The sequence below is a fragment of the Aureimonas sp. SK2 genome (assembly GCF_029813115.1).
Lineage (GTDB): Bacteria > Pseudomonadota > Alphaproteobacteria > Rhizobiales > Rhizobiaceae > Aureimonas.
On the sequence record NZ_JAPZDS010000017.1, the window covers coordinates 40,497 to 59,949 of the forward strand.

A 19,453-nucleotide genomic window follows, 5' to 3' on the forward strand; every position below is an offset into this window, starting at 1 on the left:
GCATGACCAGAATCAAGCTGGCCGCATGGGCGCTCAGTGCCGCCATCGTTTCGACGGGTGTGGCCCACGCGCAGGACGCCAAGGTGCCCGAAGGCTACCCGGCTGACTATCAGACCGTGATCGACGGCTCGCACGGCGAGAACGGCCTCGTCATTTACTCCAACATGGCCGACAACAACTGGGGCCCGATCCTTGAAGGCTTCCGCGCCGCCTACCCTTGGATCAAGGTCGAGACGCTGGACCTCGGGTCGGGCACCGTGCATTCGCGCTGGGAGGCCGAGGCGGGCTCGGGCTCGCGCACGGCCGACATCCTCATCTCGGGCGCCAACGACCGCTGGGCCTCCTACGGCATCGACGGCAAGATGATGCCCTACGAGAGCCCGGAATTGGCCAGGCTGCCGGACTTCGCCAAGCCCTATCCCGGCGTCACGGTGCTTTCGGCCGATCCGCTCGTCATCACCTACAACGCCGCGCTTCTGCCCGAGGAGCAGCGCCCGACGGGCTTCGCCTCGCTCGTGGAGGACGCCCTGGCTGACAAGGGCACGTTCGACGGCAAGGTCACCACCTACGATGCCGCCCGCAACTCCTTCGGGCTCGCGGCCTGGTGGAACTACATGAAGGTGAAGGGCGACGACGGCTGGAAGCAGCTCGCCTCCATCGGCCCGATGATCCGGGGCGAGGTGTCGGGCGGCCCGATGAACGAGAAGATCGCGACGGGCGAGTACGTCACCGGCATCGCGGTCTCGGGCATCACCATCTTCCCGCGCCTGGAGCAGCCGGGCGGCGAACTCCTCGGTTTCGCCTTCCCCGACGACGGCACGATCATGATGCTGCGGGGCATGGGCATTCCGAAGGGCGCCGCCAATCCGAACTCGGCCAAGCTCTTCGTCGACTACGCTCTCGGCAACGCGGGCCAGACCCTGATCGGCAAGGGAGGCCTCACGCCCTACCGCGACGACGTCGACGAGACGCAAGTCCGCTACACGTTCCAGGGCATCGCCGAGAAGGTCGGCCAGGACAAGCTCATCGTCGCAGGCTTCGACAAGGGCCTGATCGACGAGGCCCCGGCCTTCGTCGAAAAGTGGAACGCCGCGCTGGCCGGGCGCTGATCGTCCGTCCCGCCGGGCGCGGCCGATGGACGCCGCGCCCCACATCCTCGATCAGCGGATCCTAGCTATGACAACGACCGCGCTGGACCGGGCCGAGACGCCCGGCATCGACCGCTCGCGCCTGATCTTCTGGGGCGTGGCGCTCGTCACCACCCTCCTCGTGATCGGCCCGATCGCGCCCATCATCGCACAGGCCTTCCTCGACCGGCCGCTCTACGCGCCGGACACCGAGTGGACGCTGACGAATTTCGCGCGTCTCTTCGGCGATCCCGCGATCCTCACCATCTTCGGCAACACGCTCTACTTCGCCGTGCTGACCATGGTGGTCGCGCAGATCTTCGGCTCGGTGATGGCCGTCGTGATCGGCCGCACCAACCTGCCGGGCCGCAAGTGGATCGGCGAGATCCTGATCTGGCCGCTTTTCGTCTCCAACCTCGTGATCGCCTTCGGCTGGCTGACCATGTACGGCCCCTCGGGCTACGTGTCGCTCGCCGTGCGCTCGTGGTTCGGCTTCATCCCCTGGAACCTCTACTCGCTCACCGGCATGGGCATCGTCGCCGGCCTCAGCCAGGCGCCGCTGGCCTATCTCATGTGCCTCGGCGCCGTGACCAAGGCCGACGCGCAGCTCGAGGACGCCGCCCGCTCCGCCGGGGCCGGACCGTTCCGCGCCCTGTTCTCCGTCACCGTGCCGATGATGCGCCCCGCCATGATCTACTCGGCGGTGCTGAACTTCGTGATCGGCGTCGAGATGCTGGCGATCCCGTTGTTGTTCGGCGCGCCGAGCGGCATCAACACCGTCACCACCTTCCTTTACAATGTCGGCATCAACGCCGCGGTGCGGCCCGACTACGGCATCGTCGGCGCGGCCGCCCTGATCCTTCTTCTCGTGGTCGCCGGCCTCGTCTGGCTCCAGGGCTTCCTGATGAAGGGCTCCGGGCGCTTCGTCACGGTGCGCGGTAAGGCGAGCCGGGCCTCGACGCTCGATCTCGGGCCCTGGCGCTGGATCGCCTTCGCCGTCGTCGGCGCCTACGTGCTCTTCACCATCGTCGCGGTCTTCGCAGGGCTCGTGATGCGCTCGGGCGTGTCGTTCCTCACGCCGCTGATCCCGTTCTGGAAGCTTCTGTCGACGGCGAACTACGAGACCGTCTTCGCCTCCGACACCTATGTCCGCTCGATCGTCAACTCGGTGCTGATCGCGCTGATCGGCGGCGTGGTCGGCACGTTCTTCATCGCCGTGATCGCGCTCGTCGCGCGGCGTTCCGAGTTCCGCTACGCGCGGCCTTTGGAATACGTCGCCCTCTTCCCGCGCTCGCTGCCCGGCATCATCGCGGGCCTCGGCTTCTTCTACGCCGTGGTCTGGGTGCCGGGGCTCGACGTCATCCGCGGCACGATCGTCATTCTGATCGTCGCCTTCATCCTGCGCTACATCCCCGTCGGCTTCGGCGCCATCGCACCGGCCCTTTCCCAGATCGGCGACGAGCTGGACCGGGGCGCCCGCATCTCCGGCGCGGACTGGTGGACGACGGTGACGCGGATCATCCTGCCGATCCTGAAGCCCGCGCTCTTCTCCTGCTTCGCGCTGCTCTTCATCCACTTCTTCAAGGAATACGTGACCGCCGTGTTCCTCTACCAGCCGGGGTCCGAGATCATCGGCTCCACCATGCTGCAACTGAGCGCCCAGGGCGACAACGGACCGGTGGCGGCCCTCGCCACGATCCAGGTCGTGATCACCGCCCTCTTCGTCATCCTCGCGCGCCGCGTCTTCGGAGCCAAGATCTATGGCTGACCTCGTCCTCGATCATCTCACCATCCGCTACGGCGGCGTCACCGCCGTCAACGACATCTCGCTGACCGTGGGCAAGGGCGAGTTCTTGACCTTCCTCGGTCCTTCCGGCTGCGGCAAGTCGACGACGCTGTTCTCGATCGCCGGTCTCAACCACGCGACGTCCGGCACGATCCGGATCGGCGACACGGTGCTGTTCGACGGGCAGAAGGGCATCTCCGTCCCGCCCGAGCGGCGCGACATCGGGCTCGTGTTCCAGTCCTATGCGCTCTGGCCGCACAAGACGGTGGCGGAGAACCTCGCCTTCCCGCTGAAGCTGCGCAGGCTCGGACGCGCGGAGCGCGACGAGCGCATCCGCGAGGCGCTCTCGCTCGTCGAGATGATGCCCTACGCGGAGCGCTATCCGTTCGAACTGTCGGGCGGCCAGCAGCAGCGCGTGGCGCTGGCGCGCGCCCTGGTCTACCGGCCGCGCCTCCTGCTCCTCGACGAGCCCCTATCCAACCTCGACGCCAAGCTGCGCGAGCGCGCCCGCGTCTGGCTGCGCGAGCTTCAGGAGCGCCTCAACGTCACCACCATCTACGTCACGCACGACCAGGCCGAGGCGCTGGCCGTCTCAGACCGCATCGCCGTGATGAGCATGGGGCATCTGCGCCAGCTCGGCACGCCGAAGGAGATCTACGAGAACCCCGCCGACGCGTTCGTCGCCGACTTCATCGGCTCGTCCAACTTCCTGACCGGCAGCATGATCGGCGAGGCGGGCGGCCGGGCGCGGGTCCGGCTCGGCGACGGGACCGAACTTTCCGTCCCTGCCGGCCGCGCCTCGCCGGACGGCGGCCTCGTCGTGGCCGTGCGCCCCGAGCGGATCGAGCTCGTCGGCGGACCCGGCGAGAACGCCATCCGCGTGGAGATCGCGCAAGGGACCTATCTCGGCTCGGTCTACCAGTACGAGGTTTCGGGCGGCGGCTCGCGCTTCCGCATCCAGACCACGCGGCCCGTCGAGAGCGGGACCGCCTTCGTCCGCATTCCGCCGGAAGCCGCCGCGATCTTCGCGGCCGGACCGGACGCGAGCTGAGGAGCGCCGCCATGACGACACTCCCGAACGTCATCCGGTTCGACGCGGATGCGGGCGGCCCCTTGTCGGGCGTCCGCGTGCTCGATCTCTCCCGCCTCGTCGCCGGCAACATGCTGTCCGTGCAGCTCGCCGACTTCGGCGCCGACGTGATCAAGATCGAGTCCGCCTCGGGCGACCCGTTGCGAGACTGGACCGACGACGGCCAGTCGCTCCACTGGAAGACTTACGGACGCAACAAGCGCTCGATCCTGCTCGACCTGCGCCAGCCGGACGGCATGGCGGCGCTGGAGGCGCTTCTGCGCACCGCCGACGTCTTCATCGAGAACTTCCGGCCGGGCACGCTAGAGACGATGGGCCTCGCCCCCGACCGGCTCCTGGAGCTGAACCCCGACCTCATCGTGGTGCGCATCTCGGGCTTCGGTCAGACCGGCCCTTATGCGCAGTATCCGGGGTTCGGGACGCTGGTCGAGGCGATGAGCGGCTTCGCCACGCGCACCGGCTTCCCGGACCGCGAACCCGTCCTGCCGCCCTTGGCCCTCGCCGACATGATCTCCGGCATCTACGGCGCGCAGGCCGTCACCATGGCGCTTCTCGCCCGCGAGAAGGGCGCCGCGCGCGGCCAGGTCATCGATCTGTCGCTGCTCGAGCCGATGTATGCGGTGCTCGGGCCCGAGGCGGCGATCCACCGCGTGACCGGCAAGGTGAAGCAGCGCACCGGCTCGGCGTCGAACACGGTCTCGCCGCGCAACGTCTATCTCTGCTCCGACGGAAAGTACGTCGCCCTCTCCGGGTCGATGCAGGTCGTCGCGATGCGCATCTTCGACATCATCGGACATCCCGAGATGAAGACCGATCCGCGCTTTGCGACCAATGCGGAGCGGGTGCGAAACCGCGCCCTGGTCGACGAGGCGGTCGGCGCCTGGTTCGCCGGGCATCCGCGCGACGAGGCGTTGCGGATCATGCGCGAAGCGGGCGCCACCGTGGGCCCGGTCTACGACATCGCCGACATCGCGGCGGACCCGCACTTTTCCGAGCGCGGCGTGATCGTCGAGGTGGAGGACGCCGACAACGGCTCCCTCCCGATGCACAACATCCTGCCGCGGATGTCGGGCACGCCCGGCGGCTGGCGCCGCCCGGCGCCGCGGCTCGGCGAGCACACGGACGAGATCCTCGCCGAGGTCGGCCTTGATCGGCCGGCCGAACCCGCCGCCCGGAGACAGCGCGCGTGATCCGCTCCCTCCTCTACGTTCCCGGCACGAGCGAACGCTTCATCGCCAAGGCCCACGAACGCGGCGCTGATGCGATCATCGTCGACCTCGAGGATGCGGTCGTGGCCGAGAGAAAGGCCGAGGCGCGCGACGCACTGACGGAGACAGTCGCCGCCGTTCGTCGCGGCGGCGCGCTCGTCTTCGTGCGCATCAACAACGATCGCGAACTCCTCATGCCCGACGCGGAAGCCGCCTGTCGGGCGGGCGCCGACGGGCTCTACGTCCCGAAGGTTGGAGATGCCGGCCTCCTGTCGGATCTCGCCGCCCATGTCGCCCCGATCGAAGCGGCCCTCGGCCGGCGTCCCCTCGACTTCGTGCCGCTGATCGAGGACCCCGGCGCCATCTTCGACGCGCGCGCCATCGCCGCAGGACCGCGCGTCCTCGCGCTGAGCGCGGGCGCCGAGGACATCGCCACCGCGATGGGCGCCGAGCCGGTGCCCGACGTCCTGCGCCTGCCCAAGCTCCTCATCCACATGGCGGCCAAGGCCGGCGGCGTCCTGTCCTTCGGGCTCCTGCGCACCGTCGCCGACTATTCCGATCGGGATGGGATGTTGGCGGCCGCCCGCGAGGCGCGCCAGTTCGGCTTCGACGGCGCGAGCTGCATCCATCCGAGTGTCGTGCCGGTCCTCAACGAAGCCTTCTCGCCGAGCGAGGCGGAAATCGCCTTCGCTCGGCGCGTCCTGAGCGCAGACGTCGAGGCCCACCGCGACGGTCGTGGCGCCTTCCTCGTCGACGGCCGTTTCGTCGACGCGCCGATCCTGGCCCGGGCCGAACGGCTTCTCGCCCGCGCCCGGTCGGTTCCCAACCAGAGAGGAGGCCCCGATGCCTGAGGACCATCCGACGAAAGGGTCGCGCGCGCGCCGCATCCTCGTGACCCACAATTCCATCGCGCCGTCCGCCATCGAGCTCCTGAACCGGCACGACATCGACGTGTTCTTCTCGCCGCCCTACGACCCGCCGGAGATCGTCGCCGAGCGTGCGTGCGAGCTGGCGGTCGACGCGATCATGGTCCGGCAGGGCAAGGTCAACGATCTCGTCATCGGCGCGTCGCCCCGGCTCAAGGTCATCGTCAAGCACGGCGTCGGCATCGACAACATCGACGTCGCGAGCGCCGCGCGGCGCGGCATTCCGGTCCTGCGCTCCCTCAACAGCAACTCGCTGGCCGTCGCGGAGCACACGATCGCTCTGGTGCTGACGCTTCTTAAGGAGATCACTTGGCTCGATCCGGCCGTGAAGCGGGGGGAGTGGCCGAAGCCGACCTTCATCGGGCGCGACATCGCGGGTTCGGTGATCGGCCTGATCGGCTTCGGGGCGATCGGCCGCGAGACGGCACGCCTGGCCGAGGCGCTCGGCATGGAGGTCACGATCCACGACCCGATGGCCGCGCCCGGCGCGATCGAGGCGCTGGGTTACACGCAGGCCGACCGACTGGACGATCTCCTTGCCGCCGCCGACATCATCAGCCTCCATTGCCCGCTGACGCAGGCGACGCGCCATCTGATCGACGCCGCGCGCCTTGCCCGGATGAAGCCGACCGCCTTTCTCGTGAACACGGCGCGCGGCGGCATCGTGGACGAGGCGGCGCTGGCCGCGGCGCTCGCCGAGCGCCGCATCGCCGGGGCCGCGCTCGACAGCTTCGCGAGCGAGCCTCCCGCCGCCGACAGCCCGCTCTGGAGCCTCCCGAGCCTCGTCGCGACCCCGCATATCGGCGGCGTCACCAACGGATCCGCCCGCGCGATGGCCGAGATCGCCGCGCGGCACATCATCGACGTCCTCGACGGCAAGGCCCCCGATGCAGCGAGCCTGTCCTCGCCCGACGCCTTCGCCGCCTGACGACACGAAAAGGACTGACGACATGCCCGTGGGCTTTCGCATCAACCGCACCTGGACCCGCACCGCCGCTGCGATCGTCGAGGACGCTCGAACCCTCCCCGTCGCCAACGTCAGCGATTGCATGTCGCGCCTCGCGGCCGGCGGACCGCAGCTTCGCCCGATGCACCGGGACGGCGTCCTCGCCGGCCCCGCCCTCACGGTGCGAACGCGGCCCGGCGACAATCTCATGCTGCACAAAGCGATCGACATGGCGGAAGCCGGCGACGTTATCGTGGTGGATGCCGGCGGCGACTGCACGAACTCGCTGATGGGCGAACTGATGCTGGCGCACGCGATCGGGCGCGGGGTCGCCGGCTTCGTGCTCTATGGGGCGATCCGCGACGCCGAGGCGTTCCAGGCGCGCAACCTCCCCGTCTTCGCGCTCGGCATCACCCATCGCGGCCCCTATCGCACGGGTCCTGGCGAGATCGGCTATCCCATCTCGTTCGAGGGGCTGACCGTCATGTCTGGAGACCTTGTGCTCGGCGACGCGGACGGCGTGGTCACGATCGCCAGGAAGGATGTAGAGACCGTAATCTCCGCGGCGCACCGCAAGCACGCGGCGGAAACGCGGCAGATGGAGGAGACGGAAGCCCGCACCGTAGATCGATCCTGGGTGGATAAGGCGCTGGAGGCTGCCGGCTGCACCTATGAAGACTTACAGGGAGTCTAAGGCTGCAAATGCGTCCGCTTTTCGTACATTCGGCGATGAAACGGACGGTCCGCAAACCACCCGGTCGAGCCGATCGGCTCCAAGGAAGCGGACGCCCAGAAGCGGACCCCCCGCTTTCGACCCTTCCAAGACCTTTAGGCTGTCGTAGCGAGGCTCCGGAAGCGGACGTTCCGTTTAAGGAACCGCGCGGCCACGGCATGGCTGCCGCCGCCAAGGGTTGCCTTCGCAGCGAAACTCGCCGATAAGCACGGTGAGTTTGGACCCGTTCGATCGGGTGGCTACGCTGGGCGCCGATCCCCCGGCCAATTTGAACCCATTCTGACCGTTGCGTGCCCAAGGGCCGACCGTCGGGTTCACCTCCAAGACTGAAACTCATCCATGCAGATCGAAACACTCCGCCGCGAGTGGTTCGGGAACGTGCGCGCCGACCTCCTCGCGGGGCTGGTCGTCGCGCTTGCGCTCATTCCCGAAGCCATCGCCTTCTCCATCATCGCCGGCGTCGACCCGAAGGTCGGCCTCTACGCCTCGTTCACGATCGCCGTCCTCACCGCCGTCTTCGGTGGCCGTCCGGGCATGATCTCGGCCGCCACCGCGGCTACCGCCGTCCTCATGATCACGCTCGTGCGCGACCATGGGCTCCAGTACCTCCTTGTCGCCACCGTCCTCGCCGGCCTCCTCCAGGTCGCCGCCGGTCTCCTGCGGCTCGGCGACGCCATGCAGTTCGTCTCGCGCTCCGTCATGACGGGCTTCGTGAACGCGCTCGCGATCCTGATCTTCATGGCGCAGATCCCCGAACTCGTCGGCGTGCCGTCCCTGACCTACGCCATGGTCGCGCTGGGTCTCGCCATCATCTACCTCTTCCCGCGCATCACGACGGCGATCCCGTCGCCGCTCGTCGCCATCGTCGTCCTCACCGCGATCTCGCTCGGGTTCGGCATGGACCTGCGCGTCGTCGGGGACATGGGTGAGCTGCCCTCGACGCTTCCCGTCTTCCTCCTGCCGGACATCCCGCTGAACCTCGATACGCTCCTCGTCATCCTGCCCTACTCGGCGGCGGTCGCCGTTGTCGGGCTTCTGGAGTCGTTGATGACGGCGCAGATCGTCGACGACCTCACCGACACCTCGTCGGACAAGAACCGCGAATGCGTCGGACAGGGCATCGCCAACACGGTGACGGCCTTCTTCGGCGGCATGGCGGGATGCGCGATGATCGGCCAGTCGGTCATCAACATCAAGTCGGGCGGACGGGGACGGCTGTCCTGCGCGTTTGCCGGCGTCGCCCTCCTGTTCATGATCGTGGTGCTCGGCGACTGGGTCCGCGTGATCCCAATGGCTGCCCTCGTCGCCATCATGATCATGGTCTCGATCGGCACCTTCTCGTGGGGCTCGCTGAAGGACCTGACGCTTCACCCGAAGCGGTCCTCGCTCGTCATGCTGGCGACCGTCGTCACCGTCGTGTGGACCTACAACCTCGCCATCGGCGTCGTCATCGGCGTGATGCTGTCGGGCGTGTTCTTCGCCTCCAAGGTCGCCCAGATCTTCCGCGTCACCTCCGAGCTCTCGGTGGACGGGCGCACCCGCACCTACCGTGTCGAGGGTCAGGTCTTCTTCGCCTCGACCGGGCGCTTCGCCTCCGCCTTCGACTTCAAGGAGGCGCTCGACCGCGTGGTGATCGACGTCGGCCCCGCGCACATCTGGGACCTCTCCGGGGTGGCCGCGCTCGATCGCGTCATCCTGAAGTTCCGCCGCGAGGGCGCCGAGGTCACCGTGCTCGGCCTCAACGAGGCAAGTGCGACGATCGTCGACAAGCTCGCCGTCCACGACAAGCCCGGCGCCATGGATCGCCTGATGGGCCATTGAGCGAGGAGACCCGCATGACAAAGATCATCGCCTGCATCGACGGCTCGGCCTACGGCGCGAGCGTCTGCGACCACGCGGCCTGGGCCGCACAGCGGCTCGTCGCTCCCGTCGAGGTCGTCCATGCGCTGGGACGCCGCGACACCTCGAGCGCGCCGTTCGACCTCAGCGGCAGCCTCGAGTTCGGCGGCCGCGAGGCCCTGATCGGCGAGCTTGCCGAACTCGACCGCCAGAAGGCCAAGCTCGCCACGACCCGCGGCCACCACATCCTCGCCGAGGCCGTCGCCCGGTTGCGGTCCGACGGGGTCGGCGAGGTCACGGAGAAGCTCCGGCACGGCGACGTGGCGGACACGATCACCGACCTCGACGCCGAGACGCGCCTCGTGGTCATCGGCAAGCGCGGCGAGGCCGCCGACTTCGCGAAGGGCCATCTCGGCTCCAACCTTGAGCGCGTCGTTCGCTCCGCGACCAGACCCGTCCTCATAGCCGCACGTGCGTTTCGACCGGTCGAACGGGCCCTCATCTGCTTCGACGGCAGCCCGTCGTCGGAACGGCTCATCTCGAAGCTTACCCGCAGCCCGCTCCTGTCCGGGACACAATGCAAGCTCCTGTTGGTCGGCGAGGCATCGGAACATGCCCAGTGCCGGCTGCGCGCAGCCGAGCAGATCCTGAAGACCTGCGGCTTTCCCGTCACCGTTCTGATCGAGGACGGCGAACCCGACGAGGTCATCGCAAGCCGCGTGAAGGCGGACGGGATCGACCTCCTGGTGATGGGCGCCTACGGGCACTCGCGCATTCGCCACCTCATCGTCGGAAGCACGACGACCGCGCTCATCCAGTCCTGCGCGATCCCCGTGCTCGTGATCCGGTGATCGCGGCCGGCAGTGCCGGGCGGACCGCCCCGGGCTTCGTGCTCGTGGCGTTCGACGGCGCCCACTGCGACCGCATCCGCAAATCGCTCGGGATCCGCATTCCGTTCACGAACCTCCTGCGGTTCCTCGTCCCCGACGACAAGCCGGTGCGGGCGGTCTATCACCGCGATCGACGCGACCGCACGGAAGCCGAACGGCTGGACGGGCTCCTGCGTCACCTCAAGCGAAAGGGCTTCGAGGTGCGTGGGGCCGGGCCCGACGACATGGGGAACGGTCCCCGCGAGCGGTACGGCACCAACCTTGTGGAACTCGCGGTCGCCGTCATCGGGCTGGCGGACGAGGCGCGCCGTGTCGTGCTGGTCGGCGGGGACCGCAAGCTCGTGCCCCTCGCGCAGGCGCTGCGGGAACGGGGCACGCATCTGACGGTCGCGACATCGCTTGCGATCCCGGAGGTCATCCGCGCGTCGCCGGAGCTTCTGGCCGAGGCCGACGCGGTGGTCGACTTCACCGCGGAGGTGCTCGCCGCGGCGGACGACGGAACGCGAAACGACTAGAGATGGTCCCGGCACCCGCCGGGGCATCGTACGGAAGACAATACGGAAGGCATGGCATGGGGCGGTTCATCGCCGACAACGCACGGTGGCTGGCGGGCGGCTTCCTGCTCACCCTCTTCTCCTCCTTCGGGCAGACCTTCTTCATCTCGCTGTCGAACCCTGGCATCCGCGAAGCCTACGGGCTGACCCACGGCGAGTTCGGCGGGCTCTACATGCTGGCGACCCTCGGCAGCGCCTTCACGCTGCCCTTCCTCGGCCGCGTCATCGACCGCTACCGCACGACGACGGTGGCGGCCGGGACGATCGCGATGCTGGCGGTCGCGACGATGGCCATGGGCCTGTCGGCGTCGCTGCCGTTCCTGGTCCTCTCCCTCTACCTCCTGCGCCTGTTCGGACAGGGCATGATGACCCAGACCGCCCTGACCGCGACCGGCCGCTGGTTCGCCGCCAACCGCGGCCGCGCAGTGTCGCTCGTCACGCTCGGCCAGCAGGCGGGCGAGGCGTCGTTCCGTTCCTGTTCGTCCTCATCGCGGGAGCGATCGGCTGGCGACAGTCCTGGTTCACGGGGACGGCCACCCTCCTTTTCGTCGCGCTTCCTGCCGTCTGGCTGCTCCTGCGGCGCGACCGCATCCCGCTGAATGATCCGGTCGCGAGTGTGCGCACGGTCGCGCGGGACTGGACGCTTTCCGAGGTCCTGCGCGACCCGAACTTCTACCTGATCTCGATGGGCGTCTTGGCCCCGCCCTTCGTCGCGACGACGATCTTCTTCCACCAGGTCTACCTGACGGAGCTGCGCGGCTGGCCGCTGACGCTGTTCGCGGCGGGCTTTGCGGTCATGTCGATCGCGAACGTCACCTTCACGCTGTTCTCCGGCTGGCTGATCGACCGCCTGTCGGCGGCCCGCGTCCTGCCGATGTTCCTCTTGCCGCTGGCTGCGGCCAGCTTCGTCGCCGCCTTTGTCACCGCGCCATGGGCGATCTTCGCCTTCATGGCGCTGATGGGCGTCAGCAACGGCTTCTCGTCGACCCTGTCGGGCGCCATGTGGCCCGAGCTCTACGGCACCCGGCACCTCGGGGCGATCCGCTCTGTCGTGGTGGCGACGATGGTGTTCGCGAGCGCGGCAGGTCCGGGGCTGACGGGCTACCTCATCGACGCCGGGGTCGACTACGACCTCCAGCTCGCCGCCATGGGCGTCTACGCGCTGGTAGCGGCCGCCGGCATGTGGGTCGTGTCGCGGCGGATCGTCCGTAAGCCGGAGCCCGGATCAGATCATGTGCCGCTAACGCTCCGCCGCTGACCGTCCCCAACGGCGAACGATCTCGGCCGCGAGGTGGTGAAGATCGGGGGCGACGACATCCGGGAACGGGACGCCTTCGGCGCGCAGCGCCGCATTCCCGGGGCGTTCGACCAATCCTGCAACGCACCCGGCCGCTTGAGCGCCGACGGTGTCCCAGACATGGCAGGCGACGAGGCAGAGATCGGCCGGCAACACGCCCTCGCCCTCCGCCACCATCCGGTAGGTCTCGGGCGCCGGCTTGAAGCGGCGGACCTGATCGACGCTGTAGCTCCGGTCGAAGAACGAGGCGAGGCCGGCCCGCTCGAGCGGGCTCGGGGCCGCGGACGGAGGCGAGTTCGTCAGCGTGACCAACCGGAACCCAGCCTGCTTGAGCATGGCCAGTGCGGGTGCGGCGTCCGGATGCGCCGGCATGGCCCGCAGAAGGGCGCCCAACTCCTCGACGTCGCTCTCTGCGACAGAGACCCGCCGCACGTCACCGATCATCCGCAAGACTCCCGCCGCCAGTTCGTCAAAGCGGACGTACAATCCGGAGAGCGTCAACGCCTCCGACTGGAGGATCAGTTCGGAAAACCACTGCCGCATGACCGATGCGTCGCTGAAGAGCCGTGCGAACAGGGGCTCCAGCACGGTGATGTCGAGCAAGGTCTCGTTGACGTCGAAGACGATGACGGAAGGGGTCTCAGGCATTCCGACGACCGGCCTCCTCAGCCCCAAATCGTATCGGCTAAAAGAAGGACTGCGCCTTCGCCCAAGCCTTCTCGCCGACCTTTCTACCAAGATCTAGGCCAGCGACATTTCCCTGGTAGAAGTGGATGCCTCCGAATATCCTCGACTCGCCCGCACTGATGGCCGCCTCGGTAAACGTCTCCCATGTGAGCCTGACTGGGAGCCCGTTGATGTCGGGATCGGCGGCGAGCGGTAGTTCTTGAAGGTGCTCCAGCGGGAAGCGATCGCTCTCGGAGAGAGAGCGCCCTGACGCTACGGACCTGAAGTGCTTGAGGACGGTTGCCGCTGCCATGCTGAATGCGCTGTGCCCAGAGCAATATTCAGGAAAGGGAGGCGTCGGGAAGGTATCCTTCTGGAAAGGCCGCCACTTCTCCCCCCGCACTTTCGTTGTGCCTAGCCCCGGCCCACCCCAAGCATCGATCGTGAAGCCTGCATACAGCCAACGAATAGCGGTGATCGGCCTCACATAATCGTAAAAGCGTTTCGCTTCCCAAGTGGCGATGCTGGCGTCGAGAATTGAATTAGACAGGGCGAAGAAGAGTTTGGCATCCTTGTCGACGTCGTGGAGGTCGTGGCGCGAAACTTCACCAGCGATCTCGCACCAATGCCCCGGCGGCAGCAACGAGCGCGGCCCATCCGCCCAATATTCGGCAACGATCTTCTGCTCTAAAGAAAGCCTTTGCTGTACCTCCACAACGTATCGAGCTTGGTCGAGAAAGGCTTGGCTGGTGAAGCTTTCGGGCGGCGAGGGACGGAACTCGTCCCCGCTCGTGAGGGAGAACGGCTTGACCTGTCCCCAATGGGGGCCGATGAAAGCTGGCGTCGTGACCATGCCGACGGAAGGGTCAATGTACGAGAGCGGCTGCCAGCGTGCTACTTCGGTGACGTGAGCGCGGCTGGTCCCCGAGAAAGACATGGCCGGTTGGTTCACGGCCGCATACCCGGTATAATCAGCGTAAGGAATACGGGATCCGTCCGGTGCGGGAGGCGGCGACCCCGATCTGTTTCCCGCTTGGTTGGCACCATCGTCCGCGCGGGCGGCGAGCACAGCCTTCGCCGCGGCGTTCCCGATCACCGCCGGACCGCTACCCGTCGTCGCTGTCGACTCGATGTCGAGTCCGAGGGACGTCATGTGACCGTCCAGAAGAGCCTTAATGCGACTGTTGGGGAACAGGTCCAGCGAAGTCCTGTAGATGGCATGGCTGATCGCGACGTTCTTGTTGCCAAGCGTTCGCTTGGCGACAGGCTCTCGACCGGGGCCGCCGGGCAGTGGCGGCTTCGCACTGTGGTCATAGGACGACCATGCCTGGAACGCAGCCGTGTATACCATCGACAACAGGCGCGCGACCATCGGCGGTCCGAGCCTGAGGGACTTCTCGTTAGTTCCGATCTCCAGGGCTTTCAAAAGAACGTCGTTCCAGCGAACGACGATCGTGTCGGTGACGAGCATGCCTCACTCCACTTCCTGAACGGAGACGTGACTGCGAGCGACTGCTGTAGGGTATGCTACGGAGGTACGAAGAGTACTGAGGTTATCCTCTGAAATGACCCAAGGAAAGGTCGGCGCGAAGATTTAGCCTGAGCGATTTCTTAATACCGCCATGCCGAGCCTCAGCCGAAGGGCGGTGGTCATCACGCATAAGGCAGCGTAGCCGTACGCGATCCCGGCGTAGTAGGCCGGGAAGAGGCACATGGCGGCGAACACCGCGATCGTCTCGGCACCCTCGGCCAACGCCCCCACGTAGTAGATGCCCTTGGCAGGGAACTTGGTCGAACTCAGGCCCCGTCGCTCGGCCAGAAGCGAGAAGGCAAGGAAGCTCGTTCCCGTCCCGACGAAGCTGGCGATGAGCACGGCGGCTGGCAGGGCATTCGCGTCCGGGTCCGCGAGGGCGAAGGCAAGCGGCACGAGCGTGTAGAAGGCGAAGTCGAGGACGATGTCCAGAAACGCGCCCCGGTCCGTCGGGCTGGTCGCGCGCGCGACGCTCCCGTCGAGGCCGTCGACCAGTCGGTTGGCCGCGATCGCCAGAAGGCCGGCGAGGTACCAGTTGGCCCAGATGAGACCGAAGGCCACGACGCCGAGCCCGAACCCCGTCCACGACAGCGCGTCGGCCCGCACGCCTCGCTTCGCGAGCACCCGTGCCATGGGGACGAGGACGCGGTTCTGGAGCGGGATGATGCGATGGTCGAACATGGCGGCTTGCCGGTCCCGTCAAAGGGCGTTGAGCGTCCAGTCATAGGCCAGGAACGCGATCCGCGCGCCCTCCGGCAACTCTACGGGGGCGTTCGCCCGGATCCAGCCGGCCACGTCGCCCCCGCCGAAGTCCTTTCGATACCAGTCCATGACCTTGCTGACGCGAACGGTGGCGCCGTCGACAGAGTAGCCCTTCGCGGGATTGGCGAAGGTCCTGTCCACCTGGTCGGCGAGCTGCGCATCGAGAAGCCTGGCGACGTAGGGTTCGGCGCGCAGGTCCGGACAGGAGATCGCCGCACAGTTGACGGCGAAGTGGATCCTCGGTTCGCCGAGCTTGCGGATGGTTCCGTGCTCGATGTCGTCGAGGCTCATCTCCCGACCGCCGATCGGCCAGCGGAAGCGCTTCCAGGGGCTGGCCAGCAAGCCGCCGAGGTTCTTGATCGAGCGCGTCTCACCCTCTCGGGTGATGAGATCGACCGTCAGGAAGTTGTAGGCGTTGATCCAGTAGGCAAGCTTCTCCTGCCGACTGACGGCGGAATTCGGATCGGACGCCAACAGGGTCGCCAGGGCCTCGGCATGCCGCGCGTCCCTGCGCCACGATCCATAGTCGACGCCCGCGTAAGCGATGCCGTTCCTGCGGGCTGGACGGACATGGGCGCTCAACAGTCCGCCATACGCCGTCGCGAAGCGCTCGTACGATGCGTCGGCTGCGCGAGCCTCGATCGCCCCGCCGGCCAATGTGAGCCCCGCGGCGGCGAGCGCGACCAGCGCGGCGGTCCCCGAGCGGCCCGACTTCCATTTCCGGTAGGCGACGGGAAGGAGCGCCACGAGACCGAGCAGCGTGAACGCCACCAGGACGTCGGCCGACACCAGATCCGAGAGGCTCGAGATCGTGCCGAGCTCACGGCCGAGATGCGCATAGACGAACGTGCCGGGAACGATGCCGAGAAGGGTCGCAAGGACGTAGGTCCGCAATCCGACGCCCAGGAGGGCAGGCGCGATGTTGACGGCAAAGAAGGGAAACAGCGGCACGAGCCGCATGAAGAGCAGGTACTCGAAGGCGTTCCGGCGGAAGTTCTCCGAAACCCGCTCGGCCAAGGGGCCGGCCCGCGCGCGCAACGCGCCGCCGACCGACGAGCGCGCGACCAGGAAGAGGATGGTCGCGCCGACCGTGGCGGAGACCACGGCGAGGGCCCCGCCGACCAGAGTGCCGAAGAGAAAGCCTCCGAGCAGCGTCATGACGGACGCCGCGGGCAGCGACAGCGCCGTGATCGCGACATAGGCGGCGAAGAAGGCCGCTCCCGAGAGGACCGGCCGCGCTTCAACGTAGGACAGAAGCTCCTCGCGCCGCGCCTTCACCGTCTCGATGTTGAGGTAGTCGGTCAGTCCAAGTGCGTAGGCGCCGAGCATGAGGACGACGATGACCGCGACGAGAACCCATCCGCGACGGGACATGGGCGATACCTTTCGATCGACGATGGAAAGCCGAAGGGGGGACGAGGATGGTTCACCAGCGCGGGATCTTGCGGAGCATGGACACGATGCGACGTGTCCGATCGCTGAAGAGGGCCGGGCTGTACCATTCCCCCGCGGCCTGTTTGGAAACTTCCGAGAGCGTCGGATAGGGAAGCACGAGGGAGGCGACGTCGCGGAGCTTCAACCCCTTCGCGATGGCCAGGGCCCAGAGACCGATCAGCTCGCCTGCGCCGGGACCAACGATGGAGCAGCCGAGGACGCGCCCGTTCGGTAGGGCGACGACCTTCAGGAGTCCCTCCCGGCGCCCCTCGGCGACCGCACGGTCGAGGTTGCTCATGGACTTGGTGAGGCATCGAACCCCGTCGCCGTGCCGCGCCCGGGCGGTCGCGAGGGTCATGCCGACGTGGGCGAGTTCAGGATCCGTGTACGTCACCCAAGGCAAGGCACCGTAGTCCACCTTGGCCGGGAGACGGAAGGCCAGGTTCCGGATGACGATCCCAGCATGGTAGCCGGCGACATGGGTGAACTGCGGCCCCCCCGTGCAGTCGCCAACGGCATGGATGCGTCGATTGCTGGTCCGGAGCCGCTTGTCCACGTGAATGCCCTCCCGCCCGAACTCGACCTTCGCCCGGTCGAGAGCCAATCCCTCGACGTTCGCGGCCCGGCCCGTTGCGACGAGGACGTGGGACCCCTCCAGACGGCGCGTCGCCCCGTCGACGATGGCCTCCACAACGTGTCCCGCGTCCCCGTGCCGGACGGACCGGACCTCGGCGTGTTCCAGAATGTCGACGCCCTCGCCGATGAGGCTCCGCCGCACCACCTCGACGAGGTCGGGATCGTCCTTCGGCAGGATCGTGCCCCGGCTGACGACGGTGACGCGCGAGCCGAGGCGCCGATGGGCCTGCGCCATCTCGATCCCGATCGGGCCGCCCCCGATGATGACGAGTTGGGCGGGCACCGTCCCGACGTCGAAGAGGCTCTCGTTTGTCAGGACGCGCGCGGGATCGAGTCCCGGGATAGCCGGGATGGCCGCACGCGATCCCACCGCCAGCACGAAATCGCGGGCCCTGATCGTCTCGCCGGCAACGGTCAGAGTCCGCTCGTCGAGGAAGCTTGCATGGCCGCGGATCACGCGCACGCCGAGGCCCTCGAAGCGCTCGACGGAGTCGTGGGGAGCGATCGTCGCGATCACCCCTTGAACATGCGCGTCCACCCCCTGACGGTCGGGGTCGAAGGAATGCGACGGGACGGCCGCCAGATGGGGGGTCCGGTGGGCGTGGACCAGCTTGGCCATCGCAAGCAGGGACTTCGAGGGCACGCAGCCCGTGTTCAGGCAGTCCCCGCCCATTCGCCCGGCTTCGACGAGGACGGTCCGCAAGCCGAGTTGCGCCGCACCGGCCGCCACCAAGAGACCGCCGGAGCCGGCGCCGACCACGCAGATGTCGCAGTCCATTCCGTCGCTCATCCGCCGTTCCTCTCAGACTTCTTCACGCCCGCAACGTCAGAAACGGGTTGTGAGGTTGGTTAGCCACTCGGGAGACGCGGCGACGATCGCCGCCTCCGCCTTCTTGTCCAGACCCGAAACGACGAGGATGCCGACGGTTACCAGGACCGCGCCCAGGACCATCTTGCCGCCCCGGCCGGCACCGAGCAGGCGGCCGCGCCAGCGAACGAGTGCCTCACGCGACAGGGTGCCGAGCAACAGGAGCGGAAGGGCGGCACCGACGCCGAACGCCAGCATGGTCATCGTGACCTGCCCCAAGTTCTCCCCGCTCGCGGCCATCATGGATGCCGCACCGAGGGTGGGCCCGACGCAGGGACTCCAGACCGCTCCCAGGAGCAGGCCGACGAGGAACTGACCACCCAGCCCGCTTCCCTCGAAGCCGCCGAACCGATGCTCGGCCCACGTCCCGACCGGGCTCGCAGCCGTTGCAAGCCTCGTCTGAAGCCGCGGAACCATCAGGACCGCGCCGATGCCGACGAGGACGAAGCCCCCGATCGTGCGGAAGACGGCGAGGTCGAGCCCGATCGAAAAGCCGACGAGCGCGACGAACAACCCGATCGCCGCGAAGGATATGGCAAGACCCGCGGCCAGCGCCGCGGGTCCCATGCGATGCTGTGAGACCGCGGTGCCCAGCACGACAGGCAGAAGCGGCAGGACGCAGGGCGACAGCGTCGACAGCACGCCCGCCAGCAGTGCGAACAGCGCGGTCACGTTCACTCTCCCTTCGTGGAGGCGAACAGGGCCGCGATGGAGGCCGGGTTCGTGTCTCCGACGGAGCGACCGGTTTCCTTGGCTCCGTCGAAGGCGATCAACGTGGACTGCATCCGGGCGTTCAATGCCCGAACGACGTCCTTCTGGTCGTCGAACGACACGTGGAAGATCTTAATGTCGGCATGCGCGGGGTCGGCCGCGAGCTTTTCGATGATCGGCTTCTGCGCGGCGCAGGTCGGGCACCACGGCGCCGCGATGTCGACGACGATCGGCTTTCCGTCCGTCTGGGCCTTCTCGAAGGCGGCCATCTCGAAGGGCTCGATCTCGGCAGCAAACGCGGCGCCGTTCCCGAACGCGGCAACGGAAAGAACGATCGCCGCCGCGGCGGTCCTTAGGGTCATGACGCTCATGTGTAGTCCTCCGTTACGGTCAGGGCTACCTTTTTGGAGCGATCGATCTAAAATAACAAGCGGTCGACCGGCTCATGT

General features: G+C 67.7%; 19 protein-coding genes and 1 other annotated feature. Of the genes, 12 read left to right on the forward strand and 7 right to left on the reverse strand.

Annotation, left to right across the window (positions count from 1 at the left end; all coding sequences use genetic code 11):
- Window positions 1-2: 2 nt before the first annotated feature.
- The 12 genes from O5O54_RS18585 to O5O54_RS22400 all read left to right on the forward strand — a co-directional run bounded on the left by O5O54_RS18585 (window position 3) and on the right by O5O54_RS22400 (window position 12,357).
- Window positions 3-1,109, forward strand: coding sequence for an ABC transporter substrate-binding protein (locus O5O54_RS18585; protein ID WP_279483341.1), 1,107 nt, complete (start codon window positions 3-5; stop codon window positions 1,107-1,109).
- A gap of 67 nt (window positions 1,110-1,176) precedes the next feature.
- Entirely contained in the window at window positions 1,177-2,895 is a 1,719-nt protein-coding gene (locus O5O54_RS18590; RefSeq protein ID WP_279483342.1) for an iron ABC transporter permease, read from the forward strand.
- The gene (locus O5O54_RS18595; RefSeq protein ID WP_279483343.1) at window positions 2,888-3,964 is read left to right on the forward strand and encodes an ABC transporter ATP-binding protein; all 1,077 of its coding nucleotides are present in this window, start codon (window positions 2,888-2,890) and stop codon (window positions 3,962-3,964) included. Before O5O54_RS18590 ends, O5O54_RS18595 begins: the two co-directional genes overlap by 8 nt.
- Before the next feature lie 11 nt (window positions 3,965-3,975).
- Window positions 3,976-5,193, forward strand: coding sequence for a CoA transferase (locus O5O54_RS18600; RefSeq protein WP_279483344.1), 1,218 nt, complete (start codon window positions 3,976-3,978; stop codon window positions 5,191-5,193).
- Window positions 5,190-6,062 carry a CoA ester lyase gene (locus O5O54_RS18605; protein WP_279483345.1) on the forward strand — a complete coding sequence of 291 codons (873 nt, stop codon included), beginning with the start codon at window positions 5,190-5,192 and terminating at the stop codon, window positions 6,060-6,062. The genes O5O54_RS18600 and O5O54_RS18605 overlap by 4 nt, the downstream gene beginning before the upstream one ends.
- Window positions 6,055-7,065, forward strand: a complete 1,011-nt coding sequence (locus tag O5O54_RS18610) for a hydroxyacid dehydrogenase (RefSeq protein ID WP_279483346.1) — start codon at window positions 6,055-6,057, stop codon at window positions 7,063-7,065. Before O5O54_RS18605 ends, O5O54_RS18610 begins: the two co-directional genes overlap by 8 nt.
- A 22-nt stretch (window positions 7,066-7,087) precedes the next feature.
- Complete coding sequence (locus O5O54_RS18615) at window positions 7,088-7,777, forward strand: RraA family protein (RefSeq protein WP_279483347.1); 690 nt, start codon at window positions 7,088-7,090, stop codon at window positions 7,775-7,777.
- Window positions 7,778-8,032: 255 nt separating this feature from the next.
- Window positions 8,033-8,085 (forward strand) — a sequence feature (sul1 is cis-regulatory element that is thought to sense ions involved in sulfur or methionine metabolism; They are found in Alphaproteobacteria).
- Window positions 8,086-8,155: 70 nt separating this feature from the next.
- Window positions 8,156-9,637, forward strand: a complete 1,482-nt coding sequence (locus O5O54_RS18620) for a SulP family inorganic anion transporter (protein WP_279483348.1) — start codon at window positions 8,156-8,158, stop codon at window positions 9,635-9,637.
- Window positions 9,638-9,651: 14 nt separating this feature from the next.
- On the forward strand, window positions 9,652-10,506 hold the full coding sequence (locus tag O5O54_RS18625; protein ID WP_279483349.1) for a universal stress protein: 855 nt from the start codon (window positions 9,652-9,654) through the stop codon (window positions 10,504-10,506).
- Window positions 10,503-11,060, forward strand: a complete 558-nt coding sequence (locus tag O5O54_RS18630) for an NYN domain-containing protein (RefSeq protein ID WP_279483350.1) — start codon at window positions 10,503-10,505, stop codon at window positions 11,058-11,060. Before O5O54_RS18625 ends, O5O54_RS18630 begins: the two co-directional genes overlap by 4 nt.
- Window positions 11,061-11,116: 56 nt before the next feature.
- The gene (locus O5O54_RS22395; RefSeq protein WP_347814896.1) at window positions 11,117-11,698 is read left to right on the forward strand and encodes an MFS transporter; all 582 of its coding nucleotides are present in this window, start codon (window positions 11,117-11,119) and stop codon (window positions 11,696-11,698) included.
- On the forward strand, window positions 11,599-12,357 hold the full coding sequence (locus O5O54_RS22400) for an MFS transporter (RefSeq protein WP_347814897.1): 759 nt from the start codon (window positions 11,599-11,601) through the stop codon (window positions 12,355-12,357). The genes O5O54_RS22395 and O5O54_RS22400 overlap by 100 nt, the downstream gene beginning before the upstream one ends.
- On the opposite strand, the gene O5O54_RS18640 is transcribed toward O5O54_RS22400, so the two are convergent.
- From O5O54_RS18640 to O5O54_RS18670, 7 genes are all read right to left on the reverse strand, one after another.
- Entirely contained in the window at window positions 12,340-13,044 is a 705-nt protein-coding gene (locus O5O54_RS18640) for a haloacid dehalogenase type II (protein WP_279483351.1), read from the reverse strand. The genes O5O54_RS22400 and O5O54_RS18640 overlap by 18 nt on opposite strands.
- A gap of 37 nt (window positions 13,045-13,081) precedes the next feature.
- The gene (locus tag O5O54_RS18645; protein ID WP_279483352.1) at window positions 13,082-14,533 is read right to left on the reverse strand and encodes a vanadium-dependent haloperoxidase; all 1,452 of its coding nucleotides are present in this window, start codon (window positions 14,531-14,533) and stop codon (window positions 13,082-13,084) included.
- A 123-nt stretch (window positions 14,534-14,656) separates the two neighbouring features.
- Window positions 14,657-15,274: a CDP-alcohol phosphatidyltransferase family protein gene (locus O5O54_RS18650; protein ID WP_279483353.1), complete on the reverse strand. Its 618-nt coding sequence runs from the start codon at window positions 15,272-15,274 to the stop codon at window positions 14,657-14,659.
- Between the two features lie 18 nt (window positions 15,275-15,292).
- Window positions 15,293-16,729: a DUF547 domain-containing protein gene (locus tag O5O54_RS18655; RefSeq protein WP_082684696.1), complete on the reverse strand. Its 1,437-nt coding sequence runs from the start codon at window positions 16,727-16,729 to the stop codon at window positions 15,293-15,295.
- A gap of 52 nt (window positions 16,730-16,781) precedes the next feature.
- Window positions 16,782-18,215, reverse strand: coding sequence for an NAD(P)/FAD-dependent oxidoreductase (locus O5O54_RS18660; protein ID WP_279483354.1), 1,434 nt, complete (start codon window positions 18,213-18,215; stop codon window positions 16,782-16,784).
- A gap of 36 nt (window positions 18,216-18,251) precedes the next feature.
- Window positions 18,252-18,971: a cytochrome c biogenesis CcdA family protein gene (locus O5O54_RS18665; RefSeq protein WP_279483355.1), complete on the reverse strand. Its 720-nt coding sequence runs from the start codon at window positions 18,969-18,971 to the stop codon at window positions 18,252-18,254.
- Window positions 18,968-19,375, reverse strand: a complete 408-nt coding sequence (locus O5O54_RS18670) for a thioredoxin family protein (RefSeq protein ID WP_279483356.1) — start codon at window positions 19,373-19,375, stop codon at window positions 18,968-18,970. Before O5O54_RS18670 ends, O5O54_RS18665 begins: the two co-directional genes overlap by 4 nt.
- Window positions 19,376-19,453: the final 78 nt, after the last annotated feature.

Excerpts from the sequence above, each read along its gene's own strand:
- O5O54_RS18640 (WP_279483351.1), bottom strand. The coding sequence starts at position 13,044 with ATGCCTGAGACCCCTTCCGTCATCGTCTTCGACGTCAACGAGACCTTG.
- O5O54_RS18610 (WP_279483346.1), top strand. The coding sequence starts at position 6,055 with ATGCCTGAGGACCATCCGACGAAAGGGTCGCGCGCGCGCCGCATCCTC.
- O5O54_RS18595 (WP_279483343.1), top strand. The coding sequence starts at position 2,888 with ATGGCTGACCTCGTCCTCGATCATCTCACCATCCGCTACGGCGGCGTC.
- O5O54_RS18655 (WP_082684696.1), bottom strand. The coding sequence starts at position 16,729 with ATGTCCCGTCGCGGATGGGTTCTCGTCGCGGTCATCGTCGTCCTCATG.
- O5O54_RS18650 (WP_279483353.1), bottom strand. The coding sequence starts at position 15,274 with ATGTTCGACCATCGCATCATCCCGCTCCAGAACCGCGTCCTCGTCCCC.
- O5O54_RS18590 (WP_279483342.1), top strand. The coding sequence starts at position 1,177 with ATGACAACGACCGCGCTGGACCGGGCCGAGACGCCCGGCATCGACCGC.
- O5O54_RS18585 (WP_279483341.1), top strand. The coding sequence starts at position 3 with ATGACCAGAATCAAGCTGGCCGCATGGGCGCTCAGTGCCGCCATCGTT.
- O5O54_RS18600 (WP_279483344.1), top strand. The coding sequence starts at position 3,976 with ATGACGACACTCCCGAACGTCATCCGGTTCGACGCGGATGCGGGCGGC.
- O5O54_RS18615 (WP_279483347.1), top strand. The coding sequence starts at position 7,088 with ATGCCCGTGGGCTTTCGCATCAACCGCACCTGGACCCGCACCGCCGCT.
- O5O54_RS18625 (WP_279483349.1), top strand. The coding sequence starts at position 9,652 with ATGACAAAGATCATCGCCTGCATCGACGGCTCGGCCTACGGCGCGAGC.
- O5O54_RS18660 (WP_279483354.1), bottom strand. The coding sequence starts at position 18,215 with ATGAGCGACGGAATGGACTGCGACATCTGCGTGGTCGGCGCCGGCTCC.
- O5O54_RS18670 (WP_279483356.1), bottom strand. The coding sequence starts at position 19,375 with ATGAGCGTCATGACCCTAAGGACCGCCGCGGCGGCGATCGTTCTTTCC.
- O5O54_RS18620 (WP_279483348.1), top strand. The coding sequence starts at position 8,156 with ATGCAGATCGAAACACTCCGCCGCGAGTGGTTCGGGAACGTGCGCGCC.
- O5O54_RS18645 (WP_279483352.1), bottom strand. The coding sequence starts at position 14,533 with ATGCTCGTCACCGACACGATCGTCGTTCGCTGGAACGACGTTCTTTTG.
- O5O54_RS22395 (WP_347814896.1), top strand. The coding sequence starts at position 11,117 with ATGGGGCGGTTCATCGCCGACAACGCACGGTGGCTGGCGGGCGGCTTC.